23 protein-coding genes are annotated in these 24,178 nt (G+C 72.1%); 10 read left to right on the forward strand and 13 right to left on the reverse strand.

Annotated features, from left to right (window positions below; genetic code table 11):
• The first annotated feature begins 54 nt into the window (after nt 1-54).
• From ACIOMQ_RS03725 to ACIOMQ_RS03735, 3 genes are all read left to right on the forward strand, one after another.
• On the forward strand, nt 55-1,038 hold the full coding sequence (locus tag ACIOMQ_RS03725; protein ID WP_402187747.1) for a GlxA family transcriptional regulator: 984 nt from the start codon (nt 55-57) through the stop codon (nt 1,036-1,038).
• 270 nt (nt 1,039-1,308) lie between these two features.
• The gene (locus tag ACIOMQ_RS03730; RefSeq protein ID WP_362195551.1) at nt 1,309-1,560 is read left to right on the forward strand and encodes a DUF6400 family protein; all 252 of its coding nucleotides are present in this window, start codon (nt 1,309-1,311) and stop codon (nt 1,558-1,560) included.
• Nucleotides 1,544-1,789: a hypothetical protein gene (locus ACIOMQ_RS03735; protein WP_362195548.1), complete on the forward strand. Its 246-nt coding sequence runs from the start codon at nt 1,544-1,546 to the stop codon at nt 1,787-1,789. Before ACIOMQ_RS03730 ends, ACIOMQ_RS03735 begins: the two co-directional genes overlap by 17 nt.
• 152 nt (nt 1,790-1,941) lie before the next feature.
• Here ACIOMQ_RS03735 and ACIOMQ_RS03740 read toward each other — a convergent pair whose 3' ends face one another.
• The 3 genes from ACIOMQ_RS03740 to ACIOMQ_RS03750 form a co-directional block, all read right to left on the reverse strand.
• Nucleotides 1,942-2,991 (reverse strand): Zn-dependent alcohol dehydrogenase, encoded by a 1,050-nt coding sequence (locus ACIOMQ_RS03740; RefSeq protein ID WP_401263104.1) that lies wholly within the window; start codon nt 2,989-2,991, stop codon nt 1,942-1,944.
• Nucleotides 2,988-4,184, reverse strand: a complete 1,197-nt coding sequence (locus ACIOMQ_RS03745; protein ID WP_401937036.1) for an acyl-CoA dehydrogenase family protein — start codon at nt 4,182-4,184, stop codon at nt 2,988-2,990. The genes ACIOMQ_RS03740 and ACIOMQ_RS03745 overlap by 4 nt, the downstream gene beginning before the upstream one ends.
• Before the next feature lie 86 nt (nt 4,185-4,270).
• On the reverse strand, nt 4,271-5,185 hold the full coding sequence (locus ACIOMQ_RS03750) for an SDR family oxidoreductase (RefSeq protein ID WP_401263100.1): 915 nt from the start codon (nt 5,183-5,185) through the stop codon (nt 4,271-4,273).
• 83 nt (nt 5,186-5,268) lie between these two features.
• On the opposite strand from ACIOMQ_RS03750, the gene ACIOMQ_RS03755 reads away from it, so the two are divergent.
• Entirely contained in the window at nt 5,269-6,195 is a 927-nt protein-coding gene (locus tag ACIOMQ_RS03755) for a cyclase family protein (protein ID WP_362195536.1), read from the forward strand.
• A 63-nt stretch (nt 6,196-6,258) separates the two neighbouring features.
• Here the strand turns inward: ACIOMQ_RS03755 and ACIOMQ_RS03760 are convergent, their stop codons facing one another.
• The 4 genes from ACIOMQ_RS03760 to ACIOMQ_RS03775 form a co-directional block, all read right to left on the reverse strand.
• Nucleotides 6,259-6,795: an ATP-binding protein gene (locus ACIOMQ_RS03760; RefSeq protein ID WP_362195533.1), complete on the reverse strand. Its 537-nt coding sequence runs from the start codon at nt 6,793-6,795 to the stop codon at nt 6,259-6,261.
• Between the two features lie 517 nt (nt 6,796-7,312).
• Entirely contained in the window at nt 7,313-8,332 is a 1,020-nt protein-coding gene (locus ACIOMQ_RS03765) for an acyl-CoA dehydrogenase family protein (RefSeq protein WP_362195530.1), read from the reverse strand.
• 7 nt (nt 8,333-8,339) lie between these two features.
• A complete protein-coding gene (locus tag ACIOMQ_RS03770) occupies nt 8,340-9,494 on the reverse strand; it encodes an acyl-CoA dehydrogenase (protein WP_401263098.1) in 1,155 nt (384 codons plus the stop codon).
• Between the two features lie 7 nt (nt 9,495-9,501).
• The gene (locus ACIOMQ_RS03775; protein WP_362195524.1) at nt 9,502-10,695 is read right to left on the reverse strand and encodes an amidohydrolase family protein; all 1,194 of its coding nucleotides are present in this window, start codon (nt 10,693-10,695) and stop codon (nt 9,502-9,504) included.
• A gap of 150 nt (nt 10,696-10,845) precedes the next feature.
• Between ACIOMQ_RS03775 and ACIOMQ_RS03780 the strand changes: the two genes are divergently transcribed.
• The gene (locus tag ACIOMQ_RS03780) at nt 10,846-12,390 is read left to right on the forward strand and encodes an AMP-binding protein (RefSeq protein WP_362195521.1); all 1,545 of its coding nucleotides are present in this window, start codon (nt 10,846-10,848) and stop codon (nt 12,388-12,390) included.
• A 180-nt stretch (nt 12,391-12,570) separates the two neighbouring features.
• Here ACIOMQ_RS03780 and ACIOMQ_RS03785 read toward each other — a convergent pair whose 3' ends face one another.
• Together ACIOMQ_RS03785 and ACIOMQ_RS03790 are read right to left on the reverse strand one after the other, a co-directional pair.
• Nucleotides 12,571-13,092, reverse strand: a complete 522-nt coding sequence (locus ACIOMQ_RS03785) for an EF-hand domain-containing protein (RefSeq protein ID WP_362195518.1) — start codon at nt 13,090-13,092, stop codon at nt 12,571-12,573.
• Between the two features lie 104 nt (nt 13,093-13,196).
• Nucleotides 13,197-13,565 carry an STAS domain-containing protein gene (locus ACIOMQ_RS03790; protein ID WP_362196045.1) on the reverse strand — a complete coding sequence of 123 codons (369 nt, stop codon included), beginning with the start codon at nt 13,563-13,565 and terminating at the stop codon, nt 13,197-13,199.
• Between the two features lie 366 nt (nt 13,566-13,931).
• Between ACIOMQ_RS03790 and ACIOMQ_RS03795 the strand changes: the two genes are divergently transcribed.
• A complete protein-coding gene (locus tag ACIOMQ_RS03795; protein WP_362195515.1) occupies nt 13,932-14,570 on the forward strand; it encodes a sigma-70 family RNA polymerase sigma factor in 639 nt (212 codons plus the stop codon).
• Nucleotides 14,567-15,946, forward strand: a complete 1,380-nt coding sequence (locus ACIOMQ_RS03800) for a zf-HC2 domain-containing protein (RefSeq protein WP_402187750.1) — start codon at nt 14,567-14,569, stop codon at nt 15,944-15,946. Before ACIOMQ_RS03795 ends, ACIOMQ_RS03800 begins: the two co-directional genes overlap by 4 nt.
• Nucleotides 15,947-16,070: 124 nt before the next feature.
• Here ACIOMQ_RS03800 and purU read toward each other — a convergent pair whose 3' ends face one another.
• Both purU and ACIOMQ_RS03810 read right to left on the reverse strand, forming a co-directional pair.
• The gene (purU, locus tag ACIOMQ_RS03805; RefSeq protein WP_362195512.1) at nt 16,071-16,949 is read right to left on the reverse strand and encodes a formyltetrahydrofolate deformylase; all 879 of its coding nucleotides are present in this window, start codon (nt 16,947-16,949) and stop codon (nt 16,071-16,073) included.
• 28 nt (nt 16,950-16,977) lie between these two features.
• The gene (locus ACIOMQ_RS03810) at nt 16,978-17,415 is read right to left on the reverse strand and encodes a hypothetical protein (protein ID WP_362195509.1); all 438 of its coding nucleotides are present in this window, start codon (nt 17,413-17,415) and stop codon (nt 16,978-16,980) included.
• 183 nt (nt 17,416-17,598) lie between these two features.
• Here ACIOMQ_RS03810 and ACIOMQ_RS03815 point away from each other — a divergent pair, with 183 nt between their 5' ends.
• Nucleotides 17,599-18,888 carry an ABC transporter substrate-binding protein gene (locus ACIOMQ_RS03815; RefSeq protein WP_401937027.1) on the forward strand — a complete coding sequence of 430 codons (1,290 nt, stop codon included), beginning with the start codon at nt 17,599-17,601 and terminating at the stop codon, nt 18,886-18,888.
• Between the two features lie 82 nt (nt 18,889-18,970).
• On the opposite strand, the gene ACIOMQ_RS03820 is transcribed toward ACIOMQ_RS03815, so the two are convergent.
• On the reverse strand, nt 18,971-20,416 hold the full coding sequence (locus ACIOMQ_RS03820) for a hypothetical protein (protein ID WP_362195503.1): 1,446 nt from the start codon (nt 20,414-20,416) through the stop codon (nt 18,971-18,973).
• 405 nt (nt 20,417-20,821) lie between these two features.
• On the opposite strand from ACIOMQ_RS03820, the gene ACIOMQ_RS03825 reads away from it, so the two are divergent.
• The gene (locus ACIOMQ_RS03825; RefSeq protein WP_402187752.1) at nt 20,822-21,631 is read left to right on the forward strand and encodes a MerR family transcriptional regulator; all 810 of its coding nucleotides are present in this window, start codon (nt 20,822-20,824) and stop codon (nt 21,629-21,631) included.
• A 150-nt stretch (nt 21,632-21,781) separates the two neighbouring features.
• On the opposite strand, the gene ACIOMQ_RS03830 is transcribed toward ACIOMQ_RS03825, so the two are convergent.
• A complete protein-coding gene (locus ACIOMQ_RS03830; RefSeq protein ID WP_362195500.1) occupies nt 21,782-23,164 on the reverse strand; it encodes a transcriptional regulator in 1,383 nt (460 codons plus the stop codon).
• 268 nt (nt 23,165-23,432) lie between these two features.
• Here ACIOMQ_RS03830 and ACIOMQ_RS03835 point away from each other — a divergent pair, with 268 nt between their 5' ends.
• Complete coding sequence (locus tag ACIOMQ_RS03835; RefSeq protein ID WP_362195497.1) at nt 23,433-24,152, forward strand: bifunctional DNA primase/polymerase; 720 nt, start codon at nt 23,433-23,435, stop codon at nt 24,150-24,152.
• Nucleotides 24,153-24,178 lie beyond the last annotated feature (26 nt).

Raw genomic sequence — 24,178 nt, forward strand, 5'->3', positions numbered from 1 at the left:
GTGACATGTATCAGCAGAAGGTCTATACCAGCTAGAGGTGAAGGGAGTCCGCCAATGCCGCACCGAATCGCCGTCCTTGCCCTCGACGGGCTGCTCCCCTTCGAACTGGGCATCCCCCAAAGGATTTTCGGCCGATCGCTCGGTTCCGAGCCGCGCAACAAGGGCCGCAAACTCTATGAAGTCGTGACCTGTTCCGTCCGCCCGCCGGGCCCGGTCCGCACCGACGCGGACTTCACCATCACCGTCGAACGCGGCCCCGAGACACTGGCCACCGCCGACACGGTCGTGATCCCCGCCAGTTACGAACTGGGCCCCGTCTACACGGAGGGCAGGCTCACCGACGAACTGGCCGCCGCCTTCGCGCACATCAGGCCGGGCACCCGGATGGTCTCCATCTGCACGGGCAGCTATGTGCTGGCCGCCGCCGGATATCTCGACGGACGCCCCGCCACCACCCACTGGTCGTCGGCCGACCACTTCCAGCAGCTCTTCCCCGAGGTCCGGGTCGACCCGGACGTCCTGTTCATCGACGACGGGGACGTCCTGACCTCCGCCGGGGTCGCCGCCGGAATCGACCTCTGCCTGCACATCGTGCGCCGCGACCACGGCACCGCCGTCGCCAATGACATCGCCCGCCGCACGGTCGTGCCCCCGCACCGGGACGGCGGGCAGGCCCAGTACATCCAGCGCCCCGTGCCCGAGGCGCAGCTCGCGGCCACGACCTCCGCGCGCGCCTGGGCGCTCGGCCGGCTGGAGCGCCCGATCCTGCTGCGCGACATGGCGCAGCAGGAGTCGATGAGCGTACGGACGTTCACCCGCCGGTTCCGGGAGGAGGTCGGGGTCAGCCCCGCCCAGTGGCTGACCCGGCAGCGGGTCGAACGGGCCCGCCAGTTGCTGGAGTCGACGGACCTGTCGATCGACCAGGTGGCGCGGGACGCGGGCTTCGGGACGCCCACCTCGCTGCGGCAGCATCTGCAGGCGGCGCTGGGGGTGTCCCCCACGGTGTACCGGCGCACCTTTCGCGCGGGAAGGGCCTGACCGGGCGCTCCGGCCGCTCCCCTCCGCGTCGCCCGGATCCGGGCGACGCGGAGGGCGGCCGCATGAAGTACGTCACAGCGCCACCCGTGGACCACGCCCCGCCCCGGGGCCCCGGTACCGGCAACGGCCCACTCCTGCCGACCGATCCGAGGGCTCCTCCGCCAGAGGCCGGGGCCCCTTCGCCCCCGGAGCGACTTAGGTCACCCTTCCCTGTCGCCGGTTCCGCCTGATAGGCATGGGGAGTTCCACCGGCACTTCGGAAGTTTCGCCATGAAAAAGGGAAATCCAGACAGTCTCATACCCTTCACGATCGATCTGACGTTCGAAGAATCTCGGCGCCGAGCCGAGGTCGTGGCCGCACTCGGGCCCGACTGGGACCCGGTCGCCGCCCTCCAGGGCGAGGACGAGGCGTACGCGCTCCTCTACTCGGGCCTGGACGCCGAACAGCAGCGCACCTACGACCTGCTGGTGGCGACCGGCGTTCTGCCGGGAAGGGGGCCGGGTCGTGCGACTGCCCATTGATCCGCAGGCGGACGTGGCCCGCCGCGCCTGGATGCCCTGCCCGGTCTGCGACGACGCCCGTCATTGCGAGAACTGCGCCGACCTCCGTACCTGCCGTGAGCATTGGCGCTATCTGATATCCAACAGCGGACCGGTCGTTCACCTCCAGTGCCCGCAGTGCACCCACATGTGGTCCGTGAACACCCGGCCCGGTGTCACCCGGCGCGACAGCAGCGCCTTCGGCGACTGACCGACGGCAACGCGGCCGGGCGCGGCGCCGGGGCGCGCGGCCCCGGCGGGATCCGGACAAGAGGGCCCGGCAGAGGGCCGGGCTTCGCCGGTCCGGGAAGACTCCGGCCCCGGAGAGCCGTCGCGGGACGGGCGGAACTTTCACCGCACGCCTCAGAACACCAGGACCCCCCGCGCCACCCGGCCGTGGTGCGCGTCGTCCGCCGCCTTGGCGAAGTCCTCCACCGGGTAGGTCTCGGTGACGAGTTCGTCCAGCAGCAGCCTGCCCTGCCGGTACAGCTCCGCGTAGAGGGCGATGTCCCGCTGCGGGCGCGAGGAGCCGTACCGGCAGCCCAGGATCGACTTGTCCAGGAACATCGACGAGACGAGGAACGATGCCTCGGCCGTCGCCGCGGGGACGCCCAGCAGGACCGCCTGGCCGTGCCGGTCCAGCAGGTCGATCGCGGTACGGATCAGTTCCGTACGGCCCACGCACTCGAAGGCGTGGTCGGCGCCGTTCGGCAGGATCTCCCGCACGGCCTGCGCCGACGTCAGGAAGTGCGTCGCGCCGAACTGCCGTGCCACCGCCTCCTTCGCCGGGTTGGCGTCGACGGCGACGATCGTCAGGGCGCCCGCGATCCGGGCACCCTGGATGACGTTGAGTCCGATGCCGCCGGTGCCGATCACCACGACGGAGTCGCCCCGGTCGACCTTCGCCCGGTTGAGTACGGCTCCGACCCCCGTCACCACCCCGCAGCCGATCAGGGCCGCCGAGGTGAGCGGCAGGTCCGCGGGGATCTTCACCGCCTGCACGGCCTTGACCAGGGTCCGTTCGGCGAAGGCCGAGTTGGACGCGAACTGGTACAGCGGCTCGCCCCGCCGCGAGAACGGCTGCCGCGGCATCCCGATCGCCTTGCGGCACATCGTCGGGCGCCCCCGGTCGCACTGTGCGCACGCCCCGCAGCTGGCCAGCGTCGACAGCGACACGTGGTCACCGGGCACCACATGGCCGACGCCCGCGCCGACCGCCTCCACCACGCCCGCGCCCTCGTGCCCGAGCACCACCGGCGACGGGAACGGAATCGTCCCGTCGATCACCGACAGATCGCTGTGGCACAGCCCGGCCGCGGCCACCGCCACCAGCACCTCGCCGGGGCCCGGATCGCGTATCTCCAGATCGTCGACGACCTCGGTCCGCTTGCCGTCGAAGACGACGCCTCTCATCTCGGCTCCCTCGGTAGGCCGAGCACCCGCTCGGCGATGATGTTCCGCTGGATCTCGTCCGAGCCGCCGTAGATGGTGTCGGACCGGGTGAACAGGAACAGCCGCTGCGCCTCGTCGAGTACGTACGGCGATCGCGCCGACCAGTCGTCCGGGCCGACGGCGCCCGCCGCGCCCCGGACCTCCACGGCCAGCTCGCCGAGGCGCTTGTGCCAGCCGCCCCAGAGCAGTTTCGCCACGCTGGGTGCGCCGGGGTCTCCGGTGGAGCCCAGGGTGCGCAGGGCGTTCCAGCGCATGGTCTGGAGCTCCGCCCACTGCCTCACGAGGCGTTCGCGCAGTACCGGGTCGGTGACGGCGCCGCCGTCGACGGCTGCGCGGACCACCCGTTCGAGTTCGGCGGCGAAGCCGATCTGCTGGACGAGTGTGGAGACGCCGCGCTCCAGGGCCAGCAGCCCCATGGCGACCGCCCAGCCGTTGCCCTCGCCGCCGACGCACTCCTCGGCGCGCGCCCCGTCGAAGAAGACCTCGTTGAACTCGCTGGTCCCGGACATCTGACGGATCGGCCGCACCTCGATCCTGCCCGGCTGGTCCATCGGCACGAGCAGGAACGACAGGCCGTGGTGGCGGCTGGAACCGGGCTCCGTACGGGCCAGCACGAAGCACCAGTCGGCGTCCTTCGCCAGCGACGTCCAGATCTTCTGCCCGCTCACGCGGTGGCCGCCGCGGTCCGCGTCGGGTACGGCGGTCGTCCGCACCGCGGCGAGGTCCGACCCGGCGCCCGGCTCGCTGTATCCCTGGCACCACAGTTCTTCGCCGCGTGCGACGGCGGGCAGGAAGCGGCGCCGCTGCGCGTCGGTGCCGTGGGCGATCAGGGTCGGGGCGAGGAGGTTCTCGCCGATGTGGCCGACCCGGGCGGGGGCGTCGGCGCGGGCGTACTCCTCGGCCCAGACGACCTGCTGGGTGAGGCTCGCGCGGCGGTTGCCGCAGCCGGCGCCGTGGTCGCCCCAGCCGAGGCCGATCCAGCCGCCGCGGCCGAGTTCGCGCTCCCATGCGCGGCGGATCTCGATGCCCTCGTGCTCGCTGCCCGGGCCGCCGGTACCGGCGGCCGCGGCGTACGCGCCAACGAGGTGCGCCGCCAGCCACGCGCGGGCTTCCGCACGGAAGGCGGCGTCGTCCGGGCCGAAGGTGAAGTCCACGTTGCCTCCTGTTGCCGCTCAGAAACAAGCCCGTCCGGCGATTGAGGACCGGGGTCCCCGGGGCGGAGCCCCGGCGGGGCCGGAGGTCACGCGTTGGGCCTCGCCTTCGCCGCCGCCGCGGCCGCCATCTCCTCCAGCCGCGCTAGCATCGGCATCGGGTCCGTGCCCACCGTCCCCGGCAGGAAGTCCGCGATCCGCTCCGGGGTCCAGGCCCCCTCCGCGTACCCGGCCCGCAGCTCCCTCGGCTGGGCCCAGACCGCGATCTTCGGGCCCGCGATCGTGTACACCTGGCCGGTGATCTTCTCCTTGCGGGCCCGCTCGCTCAGCAGGTAGACGACGAGCGCCGCCACGTCCTCCGGCTCGCCGATCTCCTTGAGTTCCATGGGCACATTGGCGGACATCCGGGTGCGGGCGACGGGGGCGACGGCGTTCGCCGTGACGCCGTACTTGTGCAGGCCGAGCGCCGCGCTCCGGACCAGCGAGATGATCCCGCCCTTCGCGGCGCTGTAGTTCGCCTGGGCGACGCTGCCCTGGTGGTTGCCGCTGGTGAAGCCGATCAGCGTGCCGCCGTCCTCCTGCTTCCGCATCACCGCCGACGCGGCCCGGAAGACCGTGAAGGTGCCCTTGAGGTGGGTGGCGACCACCGGGTCCCACTCCTCCTCGGACATGTTGAACAGCATCCGTTCCCGCAGGATCCCGGCCACGCACACGACCCCGTCGATCCGCCCGTACCGTGCGAGCGCCGTGTCCACGATCCGCTGCCCGCCCGCCATCGTGGAGATGTCGTCGGCGACGGCCACCGCCGTACCGCCCGCCGCCTCGATCTCCTTGACGACGGACTCGGCCACCTCGCTGCTCGGCTCGCCGCCCTCGATGGACACGCCGTAGTCGTTGACGACGACTCTCGCCCCCTCGGCCGCCGCCGCGAGCGCGACCGCCCTCCCGATGCCGCGCCCGGCACCCGTCACGGCCACCACTTTGCCTGCCAAGAAGTTCCCCATGCCCGGCCCCTTCCCGCGGTTTCTGACGGACCGTTAGATTTTATGGGCCATCAGGTCCGCAAGCACAAGCCCCGGGAGGCCCCATGTCACTGCCGGCCGAGTTCCACGACATCGCCGAGCGGGTGAACAACTGGGGCCGCTGGGGCGCCGACGACGAGATCGGCACGCTCAACCTGATCACCGACGCGGTCGTACGGGAGGCGGCCGCCACCGTCCGCACCGGGCTGCGCGTGCCGCTCGCGCTGCCCCTCCAGCAGGACGGCGTGCAGAGCGGGCTGATCCCGGGGCGGATCAATCCGCTGCACACCATGATCCAGATCAACCAGGAACTCTTCGGCCCCGGCACTGTCGCCACCAGCGACGACACTGCGGTCCTGAGCCTGCAGACGGCCACCCACTGGGACGCCCTCACGCACGCCTCGCACTCGGGGAAGATCTACAACGGCCGCCCGGCCGACACGATCACCGCCCACGACGGAGCGCGGTTCAGCGGGATCGACAAGGTGCCGCACATCGTCTCGCGCGGGGTACTGCTCGATGTGGCCCGCGCACACGGCGTGGACAGGCTGCCCGGCGGCCACGCCGTCACCCCCGAGGACCTGGACGCGGCCGAGGAGCTGGCGGGGGTCCGGGTCCGGGCCGGTGACCTCGTGCTCGTACGGACGGGGCAGGTGCAGGTCCTCCTGGCGGGCGACAAGCACGCGTACGGCTATCCGTCACCCGGTCTCTCGATCCGGACGCCCGAGTGGTTCCGTGCGCGCGATGTGGCGGCCGTCGCCAATGACACCCTGACCTTCGAGCTCTTCCCGCCCGAGATCGAGGACCTCTGGCTGGGGGTGCATGCGCTGGACCTGGTCGAGATGGGCATGCTGCAGGGCCAGAACTGGAACCTGGAGACGCTGTCCACAGCCTGTGCGGAAGAGCGTCGCTACAGCTTCCTGCTCTCCGCGATGCCCGAGCCGTTCGTCGGCGCCACCGGCACCCCGGTCGCCCCGGTCGCCGTCCTCTGAAGACGCTCGGCCCGGTGCCGGACCGCGGTCCGGGCCAACTGCTTTAACCTTTATGCACGTTTGCTAGGCGCGATGTCTCACGGTGCGCGAAGCCCGGTACGCCTCGCAGCCCGCGTCGCCCGCACCCGGTGCGTCGAGGGCACCCTGGGCGCCGTGCACGCCCTGCGCGGCCGGGTGCACCGGCACGACCTGGATCAGCGGGGCGTCCCGGTCGACCTCGCACCAGATGCGCTTCCCCGCGCCCTCCGGCTGCCAGCCCCAGCGGTCGGCGAGCCCGTCGACGAGCTCCAGACCCCGGCCGCCGGTGTCCTCACCCGCCGCGTGGCGCTGCTGCGGCGGGCGGCAGCTGGCGTCGGCCACCTCGACCCGTACGGTCCCGGCCGCCCCGGTCGAGCCGAACAGCATGCGCAGTACGGCCGGACACCCGGTGTGGACCACCGCATTGGTGACCAGCTCCGAGATCAGCAGGATGAGCGTCTCGGCCAGCGGCTCGTCGTCCCCTATCCCGGACCCGATCAGTCTCGACCGCGCCCACCTGCGGGCCCGCCCGACCTCCGCGGGATCCGGCCCGACCTCCAGCTGAACCTGAAGCACCTGCACCGCTCACACCATCCGAACCGGCGGACACATCGCCTCGCGCCTCCTCAGGGTCACGGAACGTGATTCCCTTACGCGACAGCATGGTTGACGTACAGTCACCGCAACAAGCGCTTCGGGCATATTCCAGCGCGAAGGAGTACGCGTGGTGCATACTGTGCGACGCACGCTGCGGGGAGTCGAACAGAGGCGCACCGGGACTGTGGGAGTCGCCCCCCGGGCAGGCCCGGCGCTCCTGCGTGGAACGCGAGCAGGGCACCTCTTCCGGACCGGAGTCGCCGCACGGGCCACACCCGGATCACCCGGTTCCAGAACCTCTCGCATCCCACGGAGCGTACCCGAGCCCGGCACCGACTCCATCCCGTGACGAATCACGCAAAGGACACAACCCGGCATCGGAGTCGGCCGACTGCACTGCGTAACTCCGCTGTGTGAGGCCCGGTAGCCCGCCCGTCACGTGCGCGCACCCCTCATGCACCCGCGGCCGCGCGGACGAAGCCTGCACGGAACCCGTCCGGAATCAGCACAGGTCGGCCGCGAGGGCCTCCTCCGCCGTCGCCGCCGCCAGCCACTGCCCGGAGCGCAGCCAGGCCCGCTTGAGGTGCAGATGGACGTCTGCCTCCCAGGTGAAGCCCATGCCGCCGTGCACCTGGAGGCAGTCGCGCGCATTGCGGACGGCCGCGTCGTCGGCGAGCAGTTTGGCGCCCGCGATCTCGGCCCGGTCCGCGGTGACGGCCGCCGCGTAGACGGCGCTGCGGGCCAGTTCGGTGCGGACCAGCATCCCGGCGCACAGATGTTTGACCGCCTGGAAGGATCCGATCGGCGAGCCGAACTGTTCACGCGCACCGGCGTGTTGGACGGCCATTTCCGTCGTGCGGGCGGCGCTGCCGAGCTGTTCGGCGGCGGCGAGCAGGGCGCCCTCCTCGCGCGGCCGGGCCCCGTCGGGCAGCCGCTCGGCGGGCCGGGCGGGGCCCGTGACCCGCCACAGGGGGGTGAACGGATCGAGCGACCGTACGGGCTCGGCGGCCTCCCGGATCCGTACGACGTCCCGCAGCATCCCGCCGGCCGGGCCCCGCCCCTCCCCCGCCCCGAACCCCGTGTCCCCCGCGTCCCTCGCGTTCCCGGTGTCCCCCACTTCCCCCGCGTCCCACGGTCCGAGCACGAGCAGTCCGTCCGCGTCGCCCAGGTGGGCCACCGGCTGTCCCGCGTCCAGCACGGCGATCACCGCCCGGCCCTCCGCCGCCCCCTTCACCGCACCGGCGGCGAGGTGGGTGGCGATCAGCGGTCCCGGCAGCAGCGACCGCCCCACCTCCTCGAAGAGGAGGACCGACTCGGGCAGGCCGAGCCCGACACCGCCCCGCGCCTCCGGCAGCCGCAGCGCGAAGAGCCCGGCCTCACCGAGCTCCCGCCACAGGGCCCGGTCGATGCCCGTACCGCCGTCGAGGTCCGCCCGCATCCGGTCCCTGCCGAAGCGTCCGGCGAGGAGTTCGCGTATCCCGGCCTTCAGGGCCCGCTGGTCGTCCGAGAGCTGGAAGTCCATGAGTGCGTCAGCGCCCCTTCGGCAGGCCGAGGATCCGCTCGGCGACGATGTTCCGCTGGATCTGCGAGGTGCCCGCGGCGATGGTGTACGAGAGCGAGGAGAGCCGGTCCAGGACCCACTCCCGGTCCAGATCGCCGCTGTCCGCGCCGAGCACCTCGGCGGCCGCCTCGTACAGCTCCTGGCGGGCCTGCGAGTAGCGCAGCTTGAAGACCGAGCCGCCGGTGCCCGGGACGCCCCCGGTGCGTTGCGCCTCGCTGACGTTCCACTGGGTGAGCCGCCACAGCGCCCGGAATTCGGCGTTGAGCCTGCCCAGCCGGCGGCGCAGGACCGGGTCGTCCCAGCGGCCGTTCGCCCGCGCTTCGGCGGCCAGGGCGGACAGCGTGCGGCGGCAGGCGACGACCTCGCCGACGAAGGCCGTGCCGCGCTCGAAGGAGAGGGTGACCATGGTGACCCGCCAGCCGTCGTTCTCCGCGCCGACGCGGTGGGAGACCGGAACCCGCACCTCGTCGAGGAACATCTCGGCGAACTCGGTGGACCCGGCGAGGGTGCGCAGCGGGCGGACGGTGACGCCGGGGGCGTCCATCTCCATCGCGAGCCAGCTGATGCCGCGGTGCCTGGGCGCCGCCGGGTCCGTGCGCACCAGGAGTTCGCACCAGTCGGCGACCTCCGCGTGCGAGGTCCAGATCTTCTGCCCGCTCACCACGTAGTGGTCGCCGTCGCGCACCGCCCGGGTCCGCAGCGAGGCCAGGTCCGAACCGGCGTCGGGCTCGCTGAACCCCTGGCACCAGATCTCGTCGCCGCGCAGCACCGGCGGCAGCCAGCGGGCCCGCTGTCCGGCCGTGCCCTCGGCCGCGATCGTCGGCCCGGCGTGCAGCAGGCCGACGAAGTTCGCGCCGACGTACGGGGCGCCGGCCCGCTCCGTCTCCTCCAGGAAGATCAGATGCTGGGTCGGGGTGGCGCCCCGCCCGCCCGCGTCGGCGGTCCAGTGCAGGCCGGCGTACCCCGCGTCGTACAGCATCCGCTGCCAGGCGGTGTCGTACGCACGCCGCCCCGGCCAGTCGTCGGGGCCGGGCTTCGCGGGCAGTCCGGGGAGCACGGCGGCCAGCCACTCGCGCAGCCGCGCCCGGAACGCTTCTTCTTCCTCCGTGTACGCGAGGTCCACCGGACTCCTACTTGTCGAGGTCGAGACCGAGCATCCGGATCGCGTTTCCGCGCATCAGTTTGTAGACGGTCTCGTCGTCCAGTCCCTTGACGTGGTCGAGCGCGACCTCCTTGGTGTGCGGGAAGGTCGAGTCGACGTGCGGGTAGTCGGTCTCGAAGGTGGCGTTGTCCCGTCCGACGACGTCGAGCGAGGCGACCCCGTGCTTGTCGCGGAAGAAGCAGCAGAAGATCTGCCGGTAGTAGTACGTGGACGGCGGCTCGGGGATCAGACCGCGCACCCCGCCCCAGGCCCGGTGCTCCTCCCACACGTCGTCAGCGCGTTCCAGGGCGTACGGGATCCAGCCCATCTGGCCCTCGCTGTAGGCGAGCTTCAGCCGGGGGTGCTTCACCAGGACACCGCTGAACAGGAAGTCCATCATCGAGGCCATGGCGTTGTTGAACGAGAGGCTGGCCTGTACGGCGGGCGGGGCGTCCGGCGAGGCGGCGGGCATCTGCGAGCTGGACCCGATGTGCATGTTGACGACCGTGCCGGTCTCCTGGCAGGCCGCGAAGAACGGGTCCCAGTAGCCGGTGTGGATCGACGGCAGGCCGAGGTGGGTGGGGATCTCGGAGAAGGTCACCGCGCGCACCCCGCGCGCCGCGTTCCGCTCGATCTCCGCCACCGCCAGGCCGATGTCCCAGAGCGGGATGATGCAGAGCGGGATGAGCCGGCCGCCGCTGCCGCCGCACCACTCCTCCACCATCCAGTCGTTGTAGGCGCGCACGCAGGCGAGGGCCACTTCCTTGTCGTGGGCCTCGGCGAAGGTCTGCCCGCAGAAGCGCGGGAAGGTGGGGAAGCAGAGGCTCGCCTCGACATGGTTGAGGTCCATGTCCTTGAGGCGCTCGGCCGGGTCCCAGCAGCCGGGCCGCATCTCGGCCCGGGTGATCCCCTCCAGCGTCATGTCGTCGCGGTCGAAGCCGACGGCGGCGATGTTCCGCTTGTACGGGAATTTCAGGTCCTCGTAGATCCACCAGTCGGTGGGCGGCCCGTCCGGGTCCATCGTGATGACGTACTTGCCCCCCGTGTACGCCAGCTCCCCGATGCCCGCGGTGAGCGGCTGCGGGCCGCGTTCGCGGTACTTGGCGGGCAGCCAGGTCGAGAAGAGGTGCGGCGGCTCGATCACATGGTCGTCGACGCTGACGATCCGAGGCAGTTCCGTCATGGTGTCCCCTTCGGCGCGCACTGCACGTATCTGATGGTGCGTCAGATCCGGTTCGGCACTCAGGCTAGCCCCGCACCCCTGGACCGACAAGGCGCAGCGCTCTACGCTCTCCGCACTATCTGACTACCCGTCAGCTGTGAGGGGTTCGCCGTGAACGAGACCGCACACGCGCTGAGCGCATCGGGCACCTTCTGGGAGCTCGTCGAGGGCCGGGCCGCCCTGACGCCGGACCGTCCGTTCCTGATCCAGGACGACCGCACGCTGACCTTCGGCGAACTGCGCGTCCGGGGCGAGCGGGTGGCGGCCGGGCTGTGGGAGATGGGGGTGCGCCCCGGCGGCGTCGTCGCCTGGCAGCTGCCGACCCGGATCGAGACGGTGCTGCTGTCGTTCGCGCTGACCCGGATCGGGGCCGTGCAGTCGCCCGTCATCCCGTTCTACCGGGACCGCGAGGCGGGGTTCGCGCTGCGCGCGTCGAAGGCCGGCTTCTTCGCCGTGCCGGGCACCTGGCGCGGCTTCGACCACACGGCGATGGCGCACCGTCTGGCGGCGGCCGCGGAACCTCCGCCGCTGGTCTTCGAGGCGTACGAGTCGCTGCCGGACGGCGATCCGTCCGTGCTGCCGCCACCGCCCGCCGACGGGACGGCGGTGCGCTGGATCTACTGGACCTCGGGCACCACCTCCGACCCGAAGGGCGTCCTCCACACCGACCGCAGCCTGATCGCGGGCGGCTCCTGTCTGGCCCACGCGCTGCGGCTGTCGGCGGACGACATCGGTTCGGTGGCCTTCCCGTTCGCCCATGTCGGCGGGCCGGACTACGCGGTGATGCTGCTGCTGTACGGGTTCCCCGCGGTCCTGTTCGAGCACTTCGCCCTGCCGGACGCGCTGGCGGACTACCGGCGCCACGGAGTGACGGTCGCGGGCGGGTCCACGGCGTTCTACTCGATGTTCCTGACCGAGCAGCGCGCGAACCCCGGCCGCAGGCTGATCCCCACCCTGCGGCTGCTGGCGGGCGGCGGGGCGCCCAAGCCGCCGGAGATCTACCACGCGGTGGTACGGGAGATGGGCGTCCAGCTCACCCACGGGTACGGCATGACCGAGGTCCCCATGATCACGATGGGCGCCCCCGACGACACGGCCGAGCATCTCGCCGGGACGGAGGGGCGCCCGCCCGAGGGGATGGAGATACGGATCACCGACGAGGACGGCGAACCGCTGCCGTACGGCACCGACGGCGAGGTCCGGCTGCGCGGCGAGGCCGTCTGCGAGGGCTATCTGGACCCGGTGGCCTCGGCGGCGGCCTTCGACGCGGACGGGTACCTGATCACCGGCGATGTCGGCCGTGTCGAGGCGAGCGGGCACCTGGTGCTCACCGGGCGGCTGAAGGACATCATCATCCGCAAGGGCGAGAACATCTCCGCCAAGGAGATAGAGGACCTCCTGCACCGGCACCCGGGCGTCGGCGACGCGGCGGTGATCGGGCTCCCGGACCCGGAGCGCGGCGAACGCGTCTGCGCGGTCGTGGAACAGCCGGCGGGGGCGGCCCCGCTGACGCTGCCGGACATCACGGGATATCTGCGGGCGGAGGGGCTCTCCGTGCACAAGCTGCCGGAACAGCTGGAGGTGGTGGCGGCGCTGCCCCGCAACGAGGCGCTGCGGAAGGTACTGAAGTACCGGTTGCGGGAGCAGTTCTCCTGACAGGGAGGCCGGGCGCTGTCCTCATGCGCCGGACGGCCCCGGTCGCGGAACCCGTCCCGGCGCGGGGCGGGGTGGCCCGACGGCACGGAGGCGGCACGACGGTGCAGGGGGCTCCTCCGGAGGAGCCCCCTGCACGGGCGCGTGGGTCCCACACGCCCGCGCCCCCGCCGCGCCGTGCCCCTACGCGTCCGGTGCGATCACCGTGAAGTAGGCGGCGAACGCCGCCACCGCCTCGTCCTCGACGATCCTGCCGTCGTGGTCCGCGTCCAGGCTCCCCGCCGCGAACGCCGCCGTCTCCGGGGCCGCGCCCAGCACCCGGAGCGCCCGCTCCACGGCGGGTACGGAGGCCGCGCCCTCGTTGTCCGGGTCCGCCACGGCGATCGCGGCCCGCAGGAACGGACGGGCGATCTCCGCGAACCGCTCCGGGTTGTCGCGCAGCCGTTTCACGGCCCCGCCCACGAATTCCGCACGGGTGACGCGCTGGTCCCCGTCGACGTCCGCGATGCCCGCCATGCCCTGCCAGAGGGCCTCGGCCCCGGTGTAGAGCGCCTGGCCCTTGTCGCAGCGGGCCGTCGTACCGAATTCGGTGAGCAGACGGGCCGCGGCGGCACTGAAATCCGCGCGATCGATGTATCCGTTGCCGTCCTGGTCGAAGGCGGCGAAGCGGAAGGCGATCTTGCGCTCATACTCTGCGCTGTCCATGCGGGGAGCGTACGACGCCGACCGGCGCCGTGTGTCACTTACGCGCACCACCGATGTGACGACCCGGTCTTCGTCGTCACTCCCGTCATTCCCGTCACCGCTGCTCACGCCGAGAGCGGCTGGGCCTCGTCGTCGACGGCCGCGTACCGGTCGGGGTAGACGTCGAAGAGACGGCGTACCCCGAGGGCGGCGAGCACCCGGTTGACGTGGGAGCCCTCCACCGCGCCCCGGGCCGGGAGGATCAGCCGCAGCCGGCCCCCGCAGGAGCGCATCAGACGGCGGGCGGCGATCAGTACGCCGACACCGCTGGAATCGCAGAACAGGACCTCGGAGAGGTCGAGCACCACGTCGTGGCGGCCGACGGCGACCGCCTCGTGGACGCAATGGCGCACGGCGGGCGACGACGCCAGATCCAGTTCGCCGCGTATCCGCAGCACCGTCCACTCGCCCTGCACGGTCTCGGCCACTTTCAGTGGCGTCCGGGAACGTTCCTGGGTGAGCTGGGGGGCGTGGGTGGTTGCAGCCGGTGGGTGGTTCCCACGAGGGCAAGGATTCCTCACGCGACTGGGCCTCTCGTTCCGGGGATTCCGACGATCCGGAAGTTTCCGTTCCTTCTCGCGGCTGCCCCAGCCGCAGACCCATGAAACACCGCACCGCTCGCCAGCGCGCAGCCGCGCTCGGGATGAAATGATCACTTCAGATCCGATTCCGTCATCCACGGCTGACGCATTCCTTATCATCCCGGGCCTCCTCAGGGGCGTACTTGCCGCAAAGAGGCGTGCGTGCTCAGCGCCGCCGACTACATTCGATGTGACGAGGGGAACAGGGCTGGGGGTCGCATGGCGAGAAACGCACCACCCCGCTGGGACCGCAAGATGCAGCAGCGGCTGGCACGCGGTGAGGCGGCTGCTCTCGGCGAGCTCTACGACCGGTTCGCCTCGCTCGTGCACAGCCAGGCCCACCGCATGCTCGACGACGAGACCGCCGCCGACCTGGTCACCCGCGAGGTCTTCGGTTACGTGTGGGAGAACCCGGACGCGTACGACCCGAAGCAGGGCTCGATGCGCTCCTGGGTGGCCCGGCTCACGCACCGCCAGTCCGTGCGGCGGCTGCGCGAGGAGGCGGACGGCCTCCGGAACGGTACGGACGGGACCGACGGCACGGACGGGACGGACGGGACGGACGGCACGGACGGCGGATCCGCAGCCGCCTCCCCGGCCGATCTGGAGGAGCGGGTGCGCCGGGCCACGGCCGCCGCCCGCGCCGACTACATCGTCGCGTCCATGCCCGCCCCGTTGCGGGCCGCGCTGGAACTGGCGTACGTCCAGCGCCGGGACTACCGGCAGACGGCGGCCGACCTCGGGGTCACCGAGGACGAGGCCCGCCGTCGGCTGCGGCTCGGCCTCCAGCTGCTCTCCACCGCGCACACCCGCCCGCTGGAGGGGTCGTCGCCGCCCGGATACGGACGGCCCCTGTGACCGGTGACGACGACACCGGCGGGCCCGAGGGCGGCGGACGCGGCGACGAAGCGCGGGGCGCACGGCGCATACCGGGACCGCGGGCCGCCGCGGACGACTTCGACCTCGGCGCCATTCCCCTGCCGCCGCCCGTACCCCCGACCCCGCTCCCGCCCCCGCCCGGGGAGCCGCGGCCGACCTCGCGACCGACGACACCGGAGCCGGAATCTGCCGTGGCACCACCGGCCCCATCGGACCCGCCCGCCGCAACGGCCCCGGTGCTTCCCCACCGTGTCCTCAAGGCCCTCCTCGGTGCCTGGGCGCTGGCCGCGTGCTCGGCGGAGGAGACCGGGGCCGTCGAGGCCCATCTGACCGAGTGCGCCGCCTGCGCCGACGAGGCCCTCCGGCTGCGCGACGCGGTCGGGCTGCTCCAGACCGACCGCAGCCTGGACCTCGATCCGACGCTGCGTTCCCGGGTGATCGACACCTGCCTGAGCCGCCGCCCGGCCAAGATCCCGGTGCCGGACTGGGCCGCGCCGTACGACGCGGAGACCGCGCGGCTCGACGCGCTGCTGCGCGACATCGGCGGCTCGGAGTGGCACACCCCGTTGCGGCTGAAGTGGTTCGAGGGCGAGCAGGAGGCCGGCCGCAGGACGACGGTCGCGGGTGTCATCGGCCATCTCATGGCCGTCGACGGGCTGGTCGCCGCCGCCCTCGGTCTCGACGTACCGCTCGGCGACGGCACCACGGGCCGGGGTGACGACTGGCCGCTCCCGCCCGCCGCGCGGACGGAGAAGTACTGGTCCGCGGCCCGGCGACCGCCCACCCGCGCGATCCGTGAGCCGTGGCGCGAGCAGAGCCACACCCTCATCCGCACGGTGTCCTTCGCCGGCCGCGGAGTCGCCGAACTCTCCGTCTCGTACGGCGACTTCGCCCTTCCGATGCACGACGCCCTGCTGGACCGGGCCTTCGAGTGCTGGGTGCACGGCGGTGACATCGCCCATGCGGTGGACTACCCGTACGAGGCTCCGTCCGCCGCCCATCTCAACCGGATGGTCGACCTGGCGGCCCGGCTCATCCCGGCCGCCCTCGCCGAACGCCGCAGATCGGGGCTGGCCGGTCCGGCCCGCCATCTGGTGACGGCCGGTTCACCGGGCCGTTCGCTGCACCTGGAGGTCGAGGGCACGGGCGGCGGCGACTGGTACATCCCGCTGGACTCCCCCGCGGCGCTCGGCTCGGCCGCGCACACGGTGGCGCAGGTCGCGCTGGACGGCGTCGAGTTCTGCCAGCTGGTGGCCGGGCACGTGCCTCCGGTGGAAGCCGCGGCCGGTCAGGAGGGCGACCGAGAGGCGATCCGCGACGTGCTGTTCGCGGCGGCGTCCCTGAGCCGGCTGTAGCAGCGGGGCCCGGCTCCCCGGGGCCTGAACCCGGGCGAAGACCCGGGCGTGAACCCGCGCCTGAACCCGGGTGAAGACTCGGACGTGAACCCGGGTGTGAACCCGCGCCAAGACCGGCGAAGTCCTAGGCGAAGATCACCGTACGGCGGCCGTTGAGCAGGATGCGGCGTTCCGCATGCCACTTCACCGCGCGCGCCAGCGCCTGGCACTCCACATCGCGGCCGAGGGCGACCAGCTGGTCCGGCGTGACCCCGTGGCCCACCCGCTCGACCTCCTGCTCGATGATCGGCCCCTCGTCGAGGTCCGCCGTCACATAATGCGCCGTCGCACCGATCAGCTTCACCCCGCGGGCGTGCGCCTGGTGGTACGGCTTCGCGCCCTTGAAGCTCGGCAGGAAGGAGTGGTGGATGTTGATGATCCGGCCGCTCAGCTGCTTGCAGAGATCGTCGGAGAGGACCTGCATGTAACGGGCGAGGACGACCAGCTCGACCCTCTCCTCGCGGACCAGCTCCAGCAGCTCCGCCTCCGCGGCGGCCTTGTTCTCCTTGGTCACCGGGATGTGCCGGAAGGGGACGTCGTACGAGGCGACGAGCTCGGCGAAGTCCGTGTGGTTGGAGACGACGGCGGCGATCTCGATCGGCAGCGCCCCGATCCGGGAGCGGAACAGCAGGTCGTTGAGGCAGTGGCCGAACTTGCTGACCATCAGCACGACCCGCATCCGATCCGAGGCGCGGTGGATCTGCCAGTCCATCCGGAAGGAGTCGCCGACCGCGGCGAAGCTGGCCCGCAGTTTCTCCACGGTCACCGGGCTGTCCGCCGAGAAGTGGACACGCATGAAGAACAGGCCCGTGTCGTGGTCGCCGAACTGCTGGCTGTCCTCGATGTTGCAGCCGGTCATGAAGAGATAGCTCGACACGGCATGCACGATGCCCTTTTTGTCCGGGCAGGAGAGCGTGAGGACGTACTGCTCCGGTGCGGTCTCGGCAGGCTGCGGCGCGGTCATCCCCGTAGCGTGCCACATCGGGCCGGTATCAGGCCGAACTGGTCAGAATGCGGAGCACGTCGAGGGAGCGCGGCGGCGTGTCCGGATCCTCGCCGTCGTTGGCGGCGAGCAGCACATGGGCCTCGCGGGCGGCCCGTACGGCCTCCGGCCAGCCGTGGTGCTCCAGATACGCCGAGACGGGGGCGTCCGCGCCGACCTGGTGCATGATGCGCAGCACCCGCAGCACGGCGACATCGACGAGAGCGGCCTCGTCGGAGTCGCGGAAGATCGTCCCGACGTACTTCTCGGCGGACCAGTTGTCCAGCCAGGTGTCCTCGACCAGGCGGTACACGGCGTCGGTGACGTCGCCGTACCCTTCCCGGCCGGCCAGCCAGCACTCGTGGTGGAAGACGGGGTCGGAGAGCATGTGCAGCGCCGAGCGCACGTTGCTGCGCCAGCGCCACCAAGGCATGTCATTCAGCGGCATGCCGCCCATGGTGGAGGAGCGACGGCCGCGACGGGAAGTGTTCTCCGAACCTTGCTGCACGGTTGTCGATCGTACGTTCCCTTTCCGGCTCCCCGCACAGGCCCCCGCAATTCACCCGGATGTCACCGAGCGTTGTGCGGAGCACACTGCGGCGTTACCCCGCGGGCGGAAATGTTCGGGTCCATGACCGGACGGCGACGCCCCACCTCCCCCCGCCCCTACGCGTTCCTCACGAGTACGGCGGCGGTCGGGGCCTTGCTGGTCACCGGCTGCGGTGCGCTCCCTGGGGCCTCGGGGGACTCCAGGGAGCCCCTCACCGTGGTGACGTGGGCCCCCGGCGGCGCGGCGACACCGGACAACGTCAACACGGTGGACATGTCGGGCATGACCGCCATGGCGCGTACGTACGCCCGCTGGGTCAACACCAGTGGCGGGCTCGACGGTCACGAACTGCGCGTCGTCACCTGCGACGAGTCGGACACCTCGACCGGCGCGGGGAACTGCGCCCGGCTGGCCGTCAAGGAGAAGGCGGTGGCGGTCGTCGGCTCGTACAGCCGGCACGGGTCGTCGTTCATGCCGCCGCTGGAGAACGCCGGAATCCCCTACATCGGCGGCTACGGAGCCTCCGACGAGGAGTTCACCAGCTACACCTCCTACCCCGTCAACGGCGGCCAGGCGGCGCTCCTGGCGGGCAGCGCCCGCCAGCTCGCCCGCACGTGCGAACGGGTGTCCGTGGTACGGCCCGACACCCTGGCGGGCGACGGCCAGGCCTGGCTCCTCAACACCGGGCTCACCGAGGCCGGCCGGCCGGAGCCCGTCGACATCCGGGCGGCGGAGTCGGCGACTTCGTACGACGAGGCCGCCGAACGGGCGCTCGACGCGGCGGGGACGAGCGACGGCTGTGTGACGGCGGTGCTCGGGGACCGTACGGGGACGTTCTTCGACTCCTTCCGGCGGCTCGGGCCGACGTCCGGGCATGTGCGGATCTCGTCCGTCCTCGGCAGCGTCGGGCAGCCGCTGATCGACAGCACCGGCGGCCGGAACAGCCCGTTCGAGGGGGCGTATCTCACCGGCTGGTACCCGGACTCGGGCGACGCCCGCTGGGACCGGATGCGGGAGGTGATCCGCAAGCACGCCTTCGGCGACAACCGGATCGATCCGGACGACACCGGCGTCCAGACCACCTGGATCGCGTACACCGTGCTGAACGAGCTCGTGAAGGCGATCGACTCACCGCAGATCACCGCCAGGAAACTCGCCTCCGCCCTCAGCCACGGCACCCCGGCCGACACCGGCGGTCTCACTCCGGTGCTGAGCTGGCGCTTCAAGGACATGCTCGGCTCGTCCGCGTACCCGCGCGTCGTGAACACCAAGGTGACGTTCCAGGTCGTGCGGAACGGGCGGCTCGTCGCGGACAAGAAGGGCTTCGTGGACGTCACGAAGACACTGTCGGACGCGAGCGCGAAGGGCTGAGGCGAGCGCGAAGGGCTGAGGCACCAGGGGGCTCCACCCCGGGGCCCCGCCCCGCCCCCCGGTCACCGGAGGGGCTCGGCCCTCAGAGCTCGGTCGCCGCGCGCCGCGTCAGCCCGTACTTCGACGCGATCGAGTTCCACAGCCCTGCCGCCTCCTTCTTCGCCTTGCTCGCCTCACCGCTCTGCACGGTGGCCTGCTGCGTCTCGTTGGTCGTACGGGCCTTGCCGTGCTTGCAGACCTTCTTGCCGTTCTTGGCCTGGCCGGCCCACGCGGCGTAGTGCTCGTCGGCGGCGGCGGACGCCTTCCACGCCCTGGTGAGGGAGGCGGTCAGCCTGTCGTGGTCCGGCAGCTTGTCGACGCTCAGCCCCTGGAGCCGGGTCACCAGATCACGGCGCTGCTGGGCCGCGCCCTTCAGATCGGTCACGGCCTGGTCCAGGTCCGTGCAGCTCTTGGTCTTCTCGACGGCCCCGATGACCGCGGCACGGCTGTTGTTGCTGTCCGCCAGCAGCTTGTCGAGCGCGTCGGCCTGCGACTTCGCCGGATCGGCCGCGGTCTTCGTGGAGGGCTGCTCACCGGATGAACTCGCGGCCGCCACCGGCTGCTTGTTGTCCTCGCCCTTGTCGTCGCCGCCGCTCAGCAGCGCACCCGCGCCGAGGCCGACGACCGCGCAGCCGGCGACGACCGCCGCAATGAGCGTGACGTGCGGCCTCTTGCGCTGCCCGGCCCGCCTCTGCGGCTCGTCGTCCACGGGCTGGTACGGCGGCTGCGGGGCCTGCGGAGGCTGCGGTGCCTGCGGAGGCTGATGGGCCCCCTGGTGCTGCGGCCCCGGGGCGAACCGGGGCATCTGCTGGGTGGCGCCCGCGGGCTCCTGGTTGCGGAACAGGTTGTCGAACTCGGCGGGCGGCTGCCGGTCGCCGGGGGCCCCGGGCCTGATGCCGTACGGAGTGCCGCCGGGGACGGGCGGGATGTACTGGGTCGCTTCGGCGTCGCCCCCGTGCACGGGCGGCTGCTGCGGCTGGTGGTACGCCTGCGGCTGCGGCGCTCCGTGGCCGAGGAACTGGGTGGCCTGGGCGGGGCTCTCCGGCGGCAGCCCGCCCGGCCCGGGTCCGGCGGGCACCGGCGCGATGTACTGCGTGGCCTCCGACTCCCCGCCCATACCCATGCCCATGCCGGGCACGGCCTCGGGCGGCAGCGGCTGCGCGTACGGCTGCTGGGGCTGTACGGGAGGCAACGGCTGGGCCTGGGGCTGCCCGTACGCCTGCGCCGGCTGTCCCTGCCCGTACTGCTGACCACCCTGCCCGTACGCCCCCTGCCCCTGAGCGTGCGCCGGTGGCTGCGACACAGCGTCCTGGTGTGCCGCCTGCGGCCCCCAGGGCTGCCCCCACGGCTGGCCGCCCGCCGGGGCGGCCTGATCCGCGGGCCCCCCTGGTATCCAGGGCTCACCGCCACCCGCGGGCAGCACGACACCTTCGTGCGCGGGCCGTACAGCAGGGAGCTGCTGCTCGTCACCCTGTCCGCTCTGCGTCACCGGGACTCCTACGTGTCAACCTACGGAATCGTCGGCTCACGCTATCGGGTGGTTGCCGCCGTTCGCCAAGCGCGTGTTGCCACTCACCACCCCTTCACACGAGCTGTAACACCCAGCGCTCTCAAGACGCTGTTAAGGGGCGACTGAGCGGCGGGGCCGGTTTCCGGCCCCGCCGCTCGTCCTCCACCGGGGTTCGGAGCCTCGCTCCGTCCGTAGTCCTCCGCGGCCGACGCGGCGGGCGAGATCGACGGTGACGTGGCGGTGGACTCCACCGTCGTGCGCGCGCATTGTCCGGCTGCGGTCATGACCGCTCGACAGCCTGAAGCCACTGGCCGGCGCGGCGGTGGAGCCACGCGCGCGGTACGCCGGAGCGAAGCGCTTGACCCTCACGTGGCGTCATGCCGCATGGCCGGTGGCGTGGAGAAACACCTGACCGTGGGACGCGTGGCCGAGCTGGCCGGCGTGAGCGTCCGCACACTGCATCACTACGACGAGATCGGCCTCGTGCAGCCGTCCGCACGGACCTCGGCCGGATACCGGGCCTACTCGGCGGGCGACGTGGAGCGGCTGCGGGAGGTGCTCGCCTACCGGCGGCTGGGCTTCGGATTGCGCGAAATCGCGGATCTCGTTGACGACCCGGCCACCGACGCGGTCGCACACCTGCGCCGGCTGCGCGGCCTGCTGCTGGACCAGCGCGACCGCGCCGCTGCCATGGTGACGGCCATAGACAGGGAACTGGAGGCACGGGCAATGGGCATCAGGACGACGCCGGAGGAACAATTGAAAGTGCTGGGCGCGCAGTTGTACGACACCATCGGGTCTGCTTACCCGGCGACGCGGCGTACCGAGCCGCGGATCGCCGCGAGAGTCTGGGCTGCGCTCGGGGACGCGCGGACGGTACTGAACGTCGGGGCCGGCACCGGCTCCTACGAGCCCACCGACCGCGACGTCACTGCGGTGGAACCGTCGGCGGTCATGCGGGCGCAGCGTCCCGCGGACGGCTTCTTCGAGGCACACTGGCGCCGGCCCGAGGCGTACCTGGACGAACATGTGCGCCGCGCGGTATCGGTATGGACCAGAGTCGGGCCGGAGGCCGAGCAGAGGGCGGTGAACAGGCTTCGCGACGACCTTTCCTCGGGCCGGTGGGCCGAGCGCAACCGCGACCTCGTCGCCCTCGACGCGGCAGAGCTCGGCCTCCGCCTTCTCGTAGCCTGAACCATCGTGCGCGAGAACGCCGCAAGGAGCCGACCCGCCGGAATCAGTGGACGTTGCCGCGGCGGCGCTTGGTCTCGAAGGCGCGCTCGATCACCTCGAACCGACCGGAGGAGACGGCTTCCGGGCGGGCACCCGGTCACGGGCCCGCGGTCACGCCGCCTGGAGCTCCAGCCGCGCCCCGAACTCCCGCACCGCCGTCTCGTCCCCGTAGGGCACCAGCCGCTGCTGCAGATCCTCCAGGTACTCCGCGCCCCGGCTGGAGCGCACCGACCCCAGCAGCTCCATCGCCCGCGTGCCCGTGTGACAGGCCTGCTCCACCTCGCGCAACTGGACCTGGGCCGTGGCGAGGAGGACCAGGCCGATGCCGCGGCGGCGGGTCCGGGACTCCGGGTGGCCGTCCAGGGACTCCTTGGCCCGGCGTGCGGCCGCCTCCGCCTGGCCGAGGTCGCGATGGCAGTGCGCCAACTCGTCGGCGAGATACGCGTGGTCGAAGTGGGCGATCCAGTCGGGGTCGTCCCCGGTGTCCGGTTCGGCGTGCTCCATGGCCGACAGCGCCCGGCCCGTCACCGCCTGGCAGGTGCGGGCGTCGCCGAGCAGGGCGTGTCCGCGGGCCTCCGCCGCGTAGAACATCGCCTCCGCCCTCGGGGTGACCCGCCCGCGCGCACCTTCCTGCGCGGCCCGTGCCAGCTGGGCGATCTCGCGCGGGTTGCCCAGCTGCGCGGCGAGATGGCTCATCGACGCGGCCAGGACGTAGCCCCCGTACGCCCGGTCGCCCGCCGCCTGGGCCAGCCGCAGCGCCTGGATGTAGTAGCGCTGCGCGAGGCCCGGCTGGCCCGTGTCGACCGCCATGTACCCGGCGAGTTCGGTGAGCCGGGCGACCGCCGCGAAGAGCTGCCGGCCGACCGATTCGCGGTACGCCCCCGAGAGGAGCCCGGAGACCACGCTGTTCAGGTAGTGCACCAGGACCGGCCGCACATGTCCGCTGCCGAACCGGTGGTCGAGGTCGACGAGCGCGGTCGTCATCGCCCGTACCGCCGCCACGTCCGACACCCCGACGCGGGCCCCGGCGGACCGTGCCACCTGCGGGTCCGCGCCGCTGATCAGCCAGTCGCGGCTGGGTTCGACCAGCGCCGAGGAGGCGACCGTCGAACCGGACAGGAAGTCGCGGCGGCCGACGTCGCTGCGCCACAGCTCGCAGACCTGCTCGATCGCGCCGATCACGGTCGGGGCGAACTGCAGGCCGACGCCGGACGACAGGTTCTTGCCGTTGGCCATGCCGATCTCGTCGATCGTGACCGTACGGCCGAGCTTGCGGCCGAGCGCCTCGGCGATGATTCCCGGTGCCCTGCCGCGTGGTTGCTGTCCGCGCAGCCAGCGGGCCACGGAGGTCTTGTCGTACCGCAGATCGAGCCCGCGTTCCGCGCCGACCATGTTGACGCGCCGGGCGAGGCCGGCGTTGGAACATCCGGCTTCCTGAATGAGCGCCTGGAGCCGTTCGTTCGGCTGGCGGGCGACGAGAGGCCTGGCTGCCATGTTTCCCCCTGAGGCCGCAGTGATCGATGAGCGGATCACTGCCCGGCAATTCCATGGAAAATGCGCACATTCATCGTGATCGTCACGTCCGTCGTGTTCCTTGTCATTCATGTCGGCATATGACAAAGGCCGACCGTTCCAGAGGTGCCCGTAACTGGCTACCCGCCCTGCCGGGCGCCGCCTCACGCGCGCCCCCGCCCATGCATCCATGCGCCCCGCATGCCGGACCGGCACGCCGTGGCCGCGCCCGCCGCGCCCGTAACCCCGGGTGGTGGGGGCAGTTGTGCTGGACGTGGAAGAGCCCATCGGAGTCGAAGAGCGCATCGGGGTCGGCAAAGCCGCGCAGATCCCCCAGCAGCGGGGCGAGCAACTGCTCGACGCCGCGGTGCGGTACGCGGAGGAGCGGCACTGGGACGTGTGTCCCGGTACCTGGCTGGAGGCCGCGGAGGGCACCGAGCGGTGCTCGTGCGAGGACGCCGGCTGCGCCTCCCCCGGCGCCCATCCCTCCGGACCCGACTGGGCGGGCCGGGCGACCGGCAGCGGTGCGGCGGCCCGCCGGATGTGGTCCGAACACCCGATGGCGTCGATCCTGCTGCCCACCGGCCGCACCTTCGACGCGATCGAGGTACCGGAGTCCGCCGGATTCCTGGCACTGGCCCGGATGGAGCGGATGGGCCTGCCGCTCGGGCCCGTCACCCGCACCCCCGACCGGCGGATGTACTTCTTCGTCCTGCCCGGCGCGGCAGCCCAAGTGGACGAGCTCGTACGGAAGTTGGGCTGGCGGGCCGCCGCGCTCGACCTCGTCGGCCGCGGTGGCGGCCACTACGTGACCGGGCCGCCGACCCGGGTCGGCGGGCGTGGAGTGGTGCAGTGGGCCCGCCGGCCCACCCACGCCAACCGGTGGCTGCCGGAGGCGGCGGAGCTCATCAGTCCGCTCGCCTACGCCTGCGCGCGGGACGCGGCCGACGCACGGGCCCGCCTTTCGTAGAGCACTCTTTCGTAGGGTGGTCCCCA

Source organism: Streptomyces sp. NPDC087845, from assembly GCF_044742755.1.
In the GTDB taxonomy this organism is placed as follows: Bacteria; Actinomycetota; Actinomycetes; order Streptomycetales; family Streptomycetaceae; genus Streptomyces.